The organism is Vibrio splendidus 12E03 (assembly GCF_000272105.2).
In the GTDB taxonomy this organism is placed as follows: domain Bacteria; phylum Pseudomonadota; class Gammaproteobacteria; order Enterobacterales; family Vibrionaceae; genus Vibrio; species Vibrio splendidus_I.
Genome location: NZ_AJZD02000217.1, coordinates 1 through 12198, shown reverse-complemented (window position 1 = coordinate 12198; position 12198 = coordinate 1). Strand labels below are relative to the sequence as shown.

Genomic DNA, 12198 nt, shown 5'->3' with positions numbered 1-12198 from the left:
AACACCAATATGCACCTTATCGTGGCCAAGCTTGGGTTGTGCGCGGTAGGTCTTAAACCAGATGTCCCACACAGATAAAAAGAAGCCAAAGTTTGAGTGGGTTTCTTTCACGATAACCGAGTGATGAACGCGGTGCATGTCTGGTGTCACAATCACTTTTCTCAATCGCTTATCGAGCCATAGCGGAAGACGTGCATTACTGTGGTTAAACATAGCGCTGGCATTAAGAACAATTTCAAAGATCACGACAGCTATGACAGGCACACCAAGTGCGATCACCAAACTCACCTTGATGAGCATTGAAAGAATCATCTCAATAGGGTGAAAGCGCGTTCCGGTTGTGACATCAATATCTAGGTCCGCATGGTGAACTCGATGTAGCTTCCACAACCAAGAAACACGGTGAAACACCAAGTGCTGCAGGTAAATGGCGCAATCCAAGAGCAATACACAGATCAGAATGGTCAGTTCTTTCGGAAGTGACAGGGTATTGAACAAACCCCATTGGTTTTCTTGTGCGATGACCGCCGCTTGAAATGCTGCGATAGGAATTAGAGTAGCCAATAGAAAGCTGTTCAAAGCAACCAACGCAAAGTTGTTTCCCCACCGAAACCATTTACTTTGAGTCAGTGTTTTACGTGGAAAACGGTATTCCCAAAGCGAACACAGTCCGAAAACGACAATAAAACAAACAAGGCGAAGCAGTGATGGGTCTTGCATGGGAATTCCTTCTATCATTCTAGGAACACTGTAAGTACAATCGTGCCACTTTTCTAGATTTATCGTTATTGTCCATGAGAATCCACGCTTTTCACCGTTTATATCAACACCGTTTGTCTCTTTCTACCAAGCCGTTTAACGCGCGCGGGTGTAAAGTGGTCCGATGTGAGTTCTGCAAAATCAAACAAGACAGCTGTATCTGTGAACATCAACCAGACGTAAATACGAACGTCGCGACCATGTTGATCTTATCGGACAATGAAATACTTAAGCCAAGTAATACCGGCCGTTTAATCCTTGATACCGTTAAAGACAGCTATGCCTACCTTTGGCATCGTACTGAGCCAAATCAAGAGATGCTTGATGTGCTGAAAGACGATAAATATCAGCCAGTCGTGGTCTTTCCTGAAGATTATACCGATGACAAATCGCGCGTGGTTGCAGACCTTGGTGAGATGCGAGATTCGAACAAGACGTTGCTGCTGATTTTTATTGATGGCAGTTGGCGAGAAGCGCGACGTATCTTCCGTCGTTCAGAGTATCTGCAAGATTTACCCGTGTTGTCGATTGAACCAGAATCGGTTTCCCAATATATGATGCGTAAGTCAGACAACGAACAACATCTTTCGACTGCAGAAGTGGCGAGCTTGGTTTTGAAACAGGCAGGTGAAGAGCAGGGCGCTCAGACTTTACAGCTGTGGTTTGAGACATTTCGCGAAAGCTACATGCTAAGTAAGACGCGTTATAAGTCCGATCCAACCAAACCAAGCCTGAACGCTTTCATAGAGCACACTAAAAATGAGACGTCACTCTAACCTTTAACCGCTTTGTGCTGACTTGTTGTTCAAACAGATTCGAACACGAGATAAGTTTGTCATCTATCACGGTTTGTAGGGGGAGTGTTATGGATAATGCTCCTTAGTTGTTTAATTTAAAAATTTTATTTGCCCTAATTTAGGGAAAAATTGGAGAGATTTCATGTATTACGGCTTCGATGTTGGCGGCACAAAAATTGAGTTTGGTGCATTCAATGAGAAACTTGAGCGAGTAGCAACAGAACGTGTTCCAACACCAACAGACGATTATCAATTACTGCTTGATACGATTGCTGGTTTAGTTAAAAAATACGACAGCGAATTCTCTTGCGAAGGCAAAATCGGCCTTGGTCTTCCTGGCATGGAAAACGCAGACGACGGCACAATGCTGGTTGTTAACGTACCGGCTTCAACAGGTAAGCCACTACGTAAAGACTTAGAAGCGCTGATTGGTCGTAGTGTAAAAATCGAGAATGATGCGAACTGTTTTGCGCTTTCAGAAGCATGGGATGACGAACTTAAAGACGAACCATCAGTTGCGGGCCTAATTCTAGGTACTGGCTTCGGTGGTGGTTTAGTTTATGAAGGCAAAGTTTTCTCTGGTCGTAACCACGTTGCAGGCGAGTTAGGCCATATGCGTCTTCCTATTGATGCATGGTTCCACCTTGGCGACAACGCACCGCTATTAGGTTGTGGTTGTGGTAAAAAAGGTTGTTTAGACAGCTACTTATCAGGTCGTGGCTTCGAATTGATTTATGAGCACTACTTCGGTGAGAAGAAGAAAGCGATTGAAATCATCCAAGCGTACAACGAAGGTGAAGTAAAAGCGGCTGAGCACGTAGATCGCTTCATGGAGCTATTGGCTATCTGTTTTGCGAACTTGTTTACGGGTCTTGACCCACATGTTGTCGCACTGGGTGGTGGTCTTTCAAACTTCGAACTTATCTACGAAGAAATGCCAAAGCGTATACCTAAGTACCTACTGTCTGTAGCGAAGTGTCCTAAGATCATCAAAGCAAAACACGGTGATTCAGGCGGCGTTCGTGGGGCTGCATTCCTTAACATTAAGTAATCGTAACTTAGCGTTAAGCTAGCTAGGGTTAGATAGTTAAAAAGAACAAATAAAAATGCCGCAACCTCTTTCGAGATTGCGGCATTTTTTATTGTTCAGTGTTTTCTTTAGCTCTTATATCTGACTGCAAACGAAAAGCTAGAGATAGGAAAAAGAGCCAGAGGGCTTACTTCTTCTTTTTACCAACACCAAGGTTGTCTTTTTGCTTCAACGTAAGCTTAGTAAAGCCAAGCTTGCGGAAGTAGTTGTCTTGGTAGTTGCGAACCGCTTTAGTATCAGAAATCAACTCGAGCTGTTGCTCAGTTTTTAGATACTCAGAGATATCGATGCCTTCAGCTGCAGCAACAGCTTCTTGGATCGTGCGGTGTTCTTGTTTTGAAAACAGTAACTCTTTGTCTTCGTCTTTGTAAGTGTACAGAATGGTACGAGCCATGGTGCTCTCCAATAGAATTTTTACTTTGGGCGCACTCTACATAAAAACCGTACGTCGCTCAAGGTAATGGTAATAAATCTTAAGATTAACTTAGTTAATGGGTTACTTATTAAGGTTTGCTCAGAAATATAAAAGCCCCTTGTGACTACACCATCGCGTAAGGGGCTTCGGACGTCCCAACTTTAGTGTAATCAACACACCCTAGGCAGTGCTATTAATTAAACACGACCTTGCAGAGGAATGATCGTCACTGTCTCGCCAACTTTCACGGTATCAACCGCAGGTGAGATCTCGATTAAGCAGTTCGCTTCGCTCATTGAACGCAGAATACCCGAACCTTGCTTACCTGTCGTTTTCACTTCAAGCACGCCTGATTCATTCATCGAGAACATGCCACGGCTGAACTCAGTACGGCCTTGGCGAGAACGTAGCTGCTCAGTTGCTATCGCGTTCGCTTTCACTGGTGTCCAGTTAGTTTGACCTTGTAGCTTGCGAATTGCAGGTTCTACAAAGTTAATGAACGACACCATCACGGCTACTGGGTTGCCAGGTAAACCGAAGAAAGGTTTATCTTCAATTTTTCCGTAAGCAAGAGGGCGGCCTGGACGCATGTTGATACGCCAGAAGTTAATCTCACCCAACTTATCTAACGCGAGTTTGATGTAGTCAGCATCACCAACAGACACGCCACCTGAAGTCAGAACCATATCGGTTTCAAGCGACGCAGAGTGCAGGACATCCATCATCTTTTGTTCGTCATCTTCAATGATGCCGTAATCAACAATCTCACAGCCTAGTTTTTGAAGCATGCCGATAATAGTAAAACGGTTCGAATCGTAGATAGAGTTTGGTTTTTGATCGCTACCCGGAGCCTGAACTTCATCACCCGTAGAGAACACACCTACTTTTACTTTACGTAGAACAGGGCAGGTACCGAAACCAAGCGACGCCATCATGCCCATTTCTGGTGCTTCGATGCGTGTGCCACGTGTAAAGACAGGTTGCCCGATTTCTAAATCTTCACCCGCCATACGGACATTTTGTCCAGCCGAGATTTTAGCATCAGGGAAGCTAACTTTGTCGCCTTCTTGAACGGCTTGTTCACGCATGACGACTACGTCAACGCCTAGAGGCATTGGGGCACCCGTCATGATCTTAACCGCTTCACCTTGTTGAACAGTTTGCTCATAGCTGTGACCCGCCATAACTTCAGCAACGATGTTGTAGCTATCAAGATCTAAATCTTCACTACGAATTGCGTAACCATCCATTGCGGAGTTGGTGTTCTGAGGAACGTTGATTGGTGAAATTACATCTTCAGCCAATACTCGGCCATAGCCTTGCACTAATTCAACACTCTCTGCCAAATCGATCGCGTCAATGCTATCAACAATCTTTTGTTGGCCTTGAGTAACCGTTAGGCCAGCAGGAGAGAAAGAATCACAACAAACAACTGGAGTGTTGTCTTTTGAAGATGCACACGAAGCGACTTTATTTGTTTTCGAAGTAGAGTCGAACGACTGAGCATAATCGATAATGAAATCACGAATCGCCTCTAAGTCGCTGATTGCCATTTGTGGCAAGTCGGATTCAACTTGGTTGTCTGCCGCGATAGCAATAATGTTGTTGTCGTTTGGGTACAACCAAGGTTTGCCCACTTCATCACGGTGAAGCTCGATTTTAGGGAAAGCGATGTTCTTACAGCCTTCAACCAAAATCAGGTCAAGCGTGTTGGTATCAAAGCGAGTCAGCAGGTAATCAAAGTCTGCTTCGGCTTCTGGTGTTTCTGTCATCATTACATGACGGTTACGCGAAGCAATCAGCATTTGGTTCGCACCCGCTTTACGCAAGCGATAGCTGTCTTTACCCGGCTTATCAACATCAAAATCATGGTGAGCATGTTTTAACACGCCAACTTTTAAACCCGCATCCGTCAATATAGGTAGCAAGGCTTCAAGTACGGTCGTTTTGCCTGTACCGCTATAAGCAGCAAAGCCCAATAAAGGAAGGTTAGGGCGTTGTTTTGAATCTTTCATTATTGAAGCGTTCCGAATTGGGTGAGTTCTTCTGGCGTGTTGAGGTTTACAAAGCAGTTAGGTGAGTCGCTAAAATCGACATATTCAGTGACACACTCTTTGTATAGCAAGATGATTTTACGATCACCACGTTCCAAAAACGCTTCTAACCTTGGCAGTACACGTTTGTGGAATAGGGTGAATACAGGTTGCTTAAATTCGCCATCATGCGCGACAAGAATGTCGCTGTCTTCTTTTACTGCAGAGCAAAAACGTTGAACAAGGTCATCACTGATTTGTGGGCTGTCGCAAGGGACAAAGCCAACCCAATCTGTGCTCGCGTTTTTAAGACCAGCATGAATGCCACCCAGCGGACCTGGATAGTCAGGGAAAGAATCAGAAACAACCGGAGCAAATGCTTGGTAACTGTCTAAGTTACGATTGGCATTGATAGTGATGCTGACATCTTGTTGTGACAGCTTGTTTATAACGTATTGAATGAGCGGAGAACCGTTGAGCTCAACGAGTCCTTTGTCTTTTCCGCCCATACGGCTGGCCTGACCGCCAGCCAAAATAACCCAACTAGTTTGCGTTGGAAGCAACATAAATATTCTCTTGTGCTTTGTTCTTTTTAATAACTTGAAGAAGCGGGGATTCAGTCAAAGTGTTGTCTTTGATCCACCACTGCTTCTTACATAAATCGGTTAACGCGTTAGTCTGGTGACTGGTGATGACTAAACTCGCGCCTCTCTGAAGAAGATCTTCGGCCATAATCACCAATCTTTCAATAGATTCTTTGTCTAAAGAAGCACTTGGTTCATCCATAAGCAAGATTGAAGGCTTAAGAATCCAAGCCCGTGCCATTGCTACGCGTTGACGCTCACCACCAGACAGCACAGAGATGTGCTCATCTGCCAAGGTTTCTAAACCTACCATCCTCAAAGCATTAATTATTTGAGCTCGCTTATCTTTTGGGCTCTCTTTGTTAAAGCGAATACCATAAGCGACATTTTGGTACACCGAACCATCAAAAAGATAGGGGGTTTGATGCAGGTAGATGATGTCTTTGAACTTGAGCCTAGGGAATAATTTCTGCTGCCAGCTCTGTGTTGGAGACTGAATGCGGCCAGAGCTCGGCTGAATTAATCCAGACAAGATTTTAAGTAGGGTCGTTTTACCAACACCATTGTCTCCTTTGAGATAAATGGCATCGTTGGGGCCGATCGACAATTCGGGGATGTGGAACAAAACACGCTCTTTGTAGCGCATTGAAATTTGCTGCGTTGTTATTTTTATACTCATGACAGCGTTCCTAAGTTCTTAAATAGCCTTTTCCTCTCACACTGGAAAGGAAAAAGTTAAGGGCTAATGCCAATGCTAATAACACCATACCGAGGGCGACACCTTGAGCAAATGCGCCCTTGTGGCTTTCCATGGCGATAGCTGTTGGGATGTTTCTTGTCATCCCCATAATGTTGCCACCGACCATCATTGAACAACCGACCTCAGTAACGATACGAGAGAAGGCAGCAATGGTTGCAGCCAACAGAGGAAAACGTGTTTCCCAAATCAAGGTACACGCCACGCGAGTGGTTGAAACTCCCAGAGTGCGCGCTGTTTCTACCGCTCGGCGGTCACTGGCCTGCAGAGCGCCGTGCATCATCGCCACGAGGATAGGGAAACAGATCAGCATCTGGCCTAAAATCATCGCCTTTTGGGTGAACAGCAATTGCCAATCACCTAACGGACCAGAGCGAGAAAGCATCATGTACATCAACAAACCAATAACCACAGTAGGGATCGCTTGAAGGGTATTGATCACCGAAAGCAGAGCCCACTTTCCGGGGAACTCGGTATATGCCAATAAAAAAGCCATAAGGATTGCAGGAACAATCACTAATGAGATGGCGGACAAAGATACACTGAAGGATACCGCGACGATCTGCCACAATTCGTGGTCAAAACTCACCAGTAGATTCATTGCATCAATCGTTGTTTGCCATAGGGTCATGAAGTATCTCGTGTGAATCGATAATAGGTTTTTATCGGTAATGACTGATGTTAATCATAGCTGACACAATATATTTGAGCCTGTATTGGCCAGCTATTGTTTTTAAGCGTGCTCATTAACTGAATTTAGTTAAGTGTAGTGTTTGTTGGTTTTGACGACATCTTCAACGCTACGCTTTACTTACAACCAACGACTTATTACTTAGAGCATACTATTCTGCGCTTGCAACAAACAGTTGTTTGCCGTGCAGTTTAAAGTCGTTAATCAGTTTCTGACCTTTAGGGTTAACCAACCAATCACTGAATACTTTCGCTGCTTGGTAGTTAATGCTTGGGTAGCGCTCAGGGTTAACTAGAATCACTTGGTAAGGGTTGAAGAGGTTCTTATCACCTTGGAAAAGGATTTTAAGATCCAGTTTGTTTTGGTAAGCCAACCACGTACCACGGTCTGTCATGGTGTAGCCTTGCATTTCAGACGCCATGTTCAGAGTAGGGCCCATACCTTGACCAACACTGCGGTAGCCACCGAAGTTTGGTTCCATTTTAGTTTGCGACCAAATACCCATCTCTTTCTTATGAGTACCTGAATCGTCGCCGCGAGATACAAACGTCACGTTATTAGTCGCGATCGCTTTAAACACATCTGCCACTGCTTTTTGAGATTCAATTTTCGCAGGGTCATTTTGTGGACCAACGATGACGAAGTCGTTGTACATCAGCTTACGAGGTAAAACGCCGTAACCTTTTTCCACGAAATTAGCTTCTGCTTTTGGTGCATGAGTCATCACCAAATCAACGTCACCATTTTCGCCCATGCGAAGTGATTTACCTGTACCTGCGGCTAGAACATCAACCTTGATACCAGAATCCTTTTCGAACTCAGGTAATAAGTAGTCCAGTAGACCAGAGTGATAAGTACTTGTGGTTGTCGCCAACTTGATATGAGTGGTGTCTTCCGCGCTGCTAGCCGTGTAACTGACGATAGATAGAGCTGCAATAGTTAAGGGAATTGCTTTCATTATTATTATGTCCATTCTGTTATAAATGAATGACATGCCTTCAGTTTTAAAGGGCTCGAAGAAGGGCATGTGCATAAGACGCTAATTGTTGTAATTAGAAATCTACACCTTACAAGCAATCTTAATGCCAATAAATCATGCATCAGATCTCACTAAATTGCTGTTATTTCGCACAAAACTGCGCCATTTACCCCGTTAAAATGAATCAAAACATGAGCTAGGACAAAATGTCGCACATTGCCCCTGTTGGAGAAAGGGTTAATTGGTACACTCTGTCCCAACTTTCCTCACCGGCTAATCATTATGTCTTTACCTAGTTCATCTGCATCCAATCTCAACCCGAACACATTGACTCACTATCAGGCGTTTTCCGTTTTGGTCGTGGATGATGAATTGGGTATGCAGGCTATCTTAAAGAAAGCACTAGGTAAGTTCTTTGGCAAGGTATCAAGCGCAGGTTCGGTTGAAGAAGCTGAAACACTACGTTCTAGCGAACATTTTGATCTCATCGTCCTTGATATCAACCTGCCAGGTCGTTCTGGTATTGAGTGGGAAGAGGCGTTTAACGACAATGACAAACGCGCCGATGTGATTTTCATGACGGGTTATGCTGATCTAGAGATGACCATATCTGCACTTAAGCTTGGTGCTTCAGATTTTATTCTTAAGCCATTCAACCTCGAACAGATGATACAAGCGGTTCTGCGTTGTATGGATAAGCGACTCGACCAAAGAATGCAGTACGCGTTAAAGCGTGATGTTAGTCGTCATATCAAGACCGAATTGATCGGCAATTCAGACAAGACCAAACAGCTCAAACTATTGATCAGTCAATTTGCACCGTCTCGAGCATCAGTTTTAATAGAAGGTGAGTCAGGGACGGGTAAAGAGTTGGTTGCGCGTGGTGTACATGAAGCCAGCAAACGTACCGGACCATTTGTACCAATCAACTGTGGTGCGATTGCCCCGGAGCTTCTCGAAAGTGAATTGTTTGGACACACCTCTGGCGCATTTACTGGTGCGAAGAAAAACCGTGAGGGTCTGTTCAGAGTCGCAAGTGGTGGCACCTTGTTCCTTGATGAAATAGGTGAAATGCCACTGCCAATGCAAGCTGCGTTGTTACGTGTGTTAGAACAAAGAACCATTCGTCCAGTCGGTAGCGAGAAGGAAATTGCCGTTGATGTACGCGTGGTGGCAGCAACCAACAGAAATCTTCAGGAAGAGGTTGATAAAGGGCACTTTCGCCGCGATCTGTTCTACCGACTCAATGTACTTAAGATTGATGTTGTGCCACTAAGAGAGCGCCCATCAGACTTGATTGAGCTTGTTCCATATTTCACTCGTCTATTGTCGAATGAACTTGGCATGCCGGTTCCCAATTGGGCACATGAAGATATCTTGGCGATGAATGAATACGAATGGCCGGGGAATATACGTGAACTTAAAAACTTAGTCGAACGATGCATTCTTTTAGACAAGCCACCAGCACACTATTGGCGCGAGATTAATGGCGATCCGGTACCTGCAAGCATTTCAGTGACGGTGTCACATGGTGCGGAAATACCAAACTTAAATAATGCGGACGCTGCCGAGGGTTACCCAAACACTTGGACACTGAAAGAAGTAGAGAAATCTCATATAGAACAACTCGTGAGCTTCCATGACGGCAATAAATCGGCTGCTGCGAGAGATCTTGGCGTCGCTCGTAAAACCCTAGAGCGTAAATATAAAGATTGGAACACAGAAGGCTCTGAATATGCCGATTAGACGCCATTGGTGGTCAAAGTGGGCGTTCCGGTTCAAAACCATGGTTCGCTATCGCTTATTATTCCTAACATCTGCTCCGATCATTCTTACGTTGTGTGCGCTTGTGGCTATCACACTGTATTGGTCTGTTCATTACACGTGGCAGGGGGCACTGATTGATGTCGATGAGCGCTTAGACGTGGCAGAGAACAGTATTCACTTGATTCAAAATCAGCAGGCATACAACGTTCGTGCGTTTGCTGAGTCTTATAATTTCCGCGTCAAACTCGGGAGTGATATTTCTAAAAAGGATCTCACGCGTTGGGTTTCTGAAAACAAATCTCGCTATGAGCTCGACTTTCTGCGCTGGCGCAGTGTCGAAAGTATGGCAAAGAAACTCGACTATCTAAATTTGACTCACAAGTCTTCGTTTTTCAGCGTCTTAAGCCGTAGCGAACTCAACCATCTCGATCGGGATCTTGCTAAAAAAGCGGAAGTTCCGATGCTTAATGGCCAAGAAGTTGAGACACGCGGATTGGTAAGTCGAACCGTCGTATCCGTAAAAGATGGCAATGATAATGTAATTGGTTTTCTTGATGGTGGGATTTTGCTTAATAACAGCACGCAACTTGTCGACCAAATCAGCAATCTTATCTATCCCCAAAGAGAAGACTTTAATCGTCATGTCGGTACCGTCACGGTCTTCCTTGATGATCTTCGTGTGAGCACCAACGTTCCTTTAAGCAGTGAAGACAGTGTAGGGCGCGCCATTGGTACACGTGTTTCTCATGAGGTTCACTCAAAAGTCTTGAATGAAGGCAAAGAGTGGCTAGATCGAGCGTATGTTTACGATGCTTGGTATATCACGGCTTACCAACCAATCCATGACCAGTTTAATAATGTAATTGGTATGCTCTACACCGGTTATTTGATTTGGCCGTTGATAGAAACCTACTTGACCAACCTTGGCGAAATTAGCATTACCATTGTGTTGCTGTTGCTTGCTTCTGGGTTGATCGTTCACCGTGGTGCTCGGGATCTTTTCGACCCAATTGAAAGAATTCATAAAGTGGTGAAGCTCGTGCAATTGGGTAAAGACAAACGTATCGGTACGTTAGGCTTAGATGACCAACACGAGCTTACTCTGCTCGCCAAACAGTTCGACAAGATGCTAGATCTGCTGCACGAACGTAATCAAGAGATTCAACAAGCGGCGTTAGAACTCGAGTGTAAAGTTCACTCTCGTACCGCCAGCTTGAAAGAGAAAACTGAAGAACTGGAACTGCATATCAAGCTTCTCAATCAAGCCCGAGATAAGCTGGTGGTTAATGAAAAATTAGCAGCGCTCGGTGAGCTCACGGCAGGCATTGCTCATGAGATCAATAACCCAACGGCAGTAATTCTTGGCAATGTTGAACTGATGAAGTTTGAACTCGGTGATGAAGTGGGCCGTGTCGATGAAGAGGTCCACGCTATCATGGAACAGATTGACCGAATTCGAAATATTACCCGAAGCCTACTTCAATACAGTCGACATGGCGGCGTACAAGACGAAATCACGTGGCAGCATATCAATCCAATTGTCGATGAAAGTATTACGCTCGTAAAGACTGGCGCGAAGAAGAAAGGCATCGTATACGTATCACAACTGAACGCTAAAACCTCGGTGGAAGTAAACCGAAACCAATTGCTGCAGATTCTCGTTAACCTACAAATGAACGCGATTCATGCGATGGACGGACAGGGCACGTTAACCATTTCGAGTGAAGATTGGGTTGAAAATGGCGTGTCTCATGGCGCTATCGTTCATGTTCAAGATGAAGGCTGCGGCATTAAGGAAGAGCAACTGAAACGTATTTTCTCGCCTTTCTATACCACCAAAAGAGACGGTACAGGCTTAGGTTTGTCCGTTTCTCAAAGTATCTTGAGCCAAACGGGTGGCGAGATCCGAGTTGAATCTGAGGTAGGCAAGGGAAGTCGCTTTAGTATCTACCTCCAACAAAAAGCTACACCTCAATTGCTTGTATCAAACCTATAAGTTCTAAGAACTTATTCACCGACATTATCATCTGATAATACTTCTAACGCGCTTGGGCTATTACACGAACGTTTTAGCCCAAGCACGAAAATCCCGCACTACTAATCTATCTCAAACCAAATCTCAACCTCTGCCGGTTTGACGAGTACCTCTTTTTGGTTATGTAACACAGTGTATATCTTTCGATCTTGATGCATATCATCTGAACTGTACGAAATTTTGATACCTTGGCCGAAAATCCATAATCAAAACAAATAATAAAGTCAGTCAGCTATGAAATTAAGTAACCTATCTATCAAATCAAAACTCGTCTCCATCGTCATTCTATCG

At 44.5% G+C, this 12198-nt stretch carries 11 protein-coding genes; 4 read left to right on the top strand and 7 right to left on the bottom strand.

Annotation, left to right across the window (positions count from 1 at the left end):
* Window positions 1-720, bottom strand: a 720-nt coding sequence (locus tag A142_RS14945; RefSeq protein ID WP_069591572.1) for a sterol desaturase family protein, incomplete at its 3' end; no start/stop codon positions are given.
* Window positions 721-788: 68 nt separating this feature from the next.
* Here A142_RS14945 and A142_RS14940 point away from each other — a divergent pair.
* Together A142_RS14940 and nagK are read left to right on the top strand one after the other, a co-directional pair.
* Window positions 789-1535 (top strand): tRNA-uridine aminocarboxypropyltransferase, encoded by a 747-nt coding sequence (locus A142_RS14940; protein WP_019820651.1) that lies wholly within the window; start codon window positions 789-791, stop codon window positions 1533-1535.
* Window positions 1536-1698: 163 nt separating this feature from the next.
* A complete protein-coding gene (gene nagK, locus A142_RS14935) occupies window positions 1699-2607 on the top strand; it encodes an N-acetylglucosamine kinase (RefSeq protein ID WP_019820649.1) in 909 nt (302 codons plus the stop codon).
* A 166-nt stretch (window positions 2608-2773) separates the two neighbouring features.
* Here the strand turns inward: nagK and A142_RS14930 are convergent, their stop codons facing one another.
* The 6 genes from A142_RS14930 to A142_RS14905 all read right to left on the bottom strand — a co-directional run bounded on the left by A142_RS14930 (window position 2774) and on the right by A142_RS14905 (window position 8084).
* A complete protein-coding gene (locus A142_RS14930; RefSeq protein ID WP_017063882.1) occupies window positions 2774-3040 on the bottom strand; it encodes a DUF2960 family protein in 267 nt (88 codons plus the stop codon).
* A gap of 218 nt (window positions 3041-3258) precedes the next feature.
* Window positions 3259-5076, bottom strand: a complete 1818-nt coding sequence (locus A142_RS14925) for a bifunctional molybdopterin-guanine dinucleotide biosynthesis adaptor protein MobB/molybdopterin molybdotransferase MoeA (RefSeq protein ID WP_019820644.1) — start codon at window positions 5074-5076, stop codon at window positions 3259-3261.
* Window positions 5076-5660: a molybdenum cofactor guanylyltransferase MobA gene (gene mobA / locus A142_RS14920; protein ID WP_019820642.1), complete on the bottom strand. Its 585-nt coding sequence runs from the start codon at window positions 5658-5660 to the stop codon at window positions 5076-5078. Before mobA ends, A142_RS14925 begins: the two co-directional genes overlap by 1 nt.
* Window positions 5638-6357, bottom strand: coding sequence for an energy-coupling factor ABC transporter ATP-binding protein (locus A142_RS14915; protein ID WP_019820641.1), 720 nt, complete (start codon window positions 6355-6357; stop codon window positions 5638-5640). Before A142_RS14915 ends, mobA begins: the two co-directional genes overlap by 23 nt.
* A 10-nt stretch (window positions 6358-6367) precedes the next feature.
* Window positions 6368-7066: an ABC transporter permease gene (locus A142_RS14910; protein ID WP_009846742.1), complete on the bottom strand. Its 699-nt coding sequence runs from the start codon at window positions 7064-7066 to the stop codon at window positions 6368-6370.
* 211 nt (window positions 7067-7277) lie between these two features.
* A complete protein-coding gene (locus A142_RS14905) occupies window positions 7278-8084 on the bottom strand; it encodes a substrate-binding domain-containing protein (RefSeq protein ID WP_019820638.1) in 807 nt (268 codons plus the stop codon).
* A gap of 303 nt (window positions 8085-8387) precedes the next feature.
* On the opposite strand from A142_RS14905, the gene A142_RS14900 reads away from it, so the two are divergent.
* Together A142_RS14900 and A142_RS14895 are read left to right on the top strand one after the other, a co-directional pair.
* Window positions 8388-9851, top strand: a complete 1464-nt coding sequence (locus tag A142_RS14900; RefSeq protein WP_029405312.1) for a sigma-54-dependent transcriptional regulator — start codon at window positions 8388-8390, stop codon at window positions 9849-9851.
* Entirely contained in the window at window positions 9841-11868 is a 2028-nt protein-coding gene (locus A142_RS14895; RefSeq protein ID WP_019820635.1) for a sensor histidine kinase, read from the top strand. Before A142_RS14900 ends, A142_RS14895 begins: the two co-directional genes overlap by 11 nt.
* Window positions 11869-12198 lie beyond the last annotated feature (330 nt).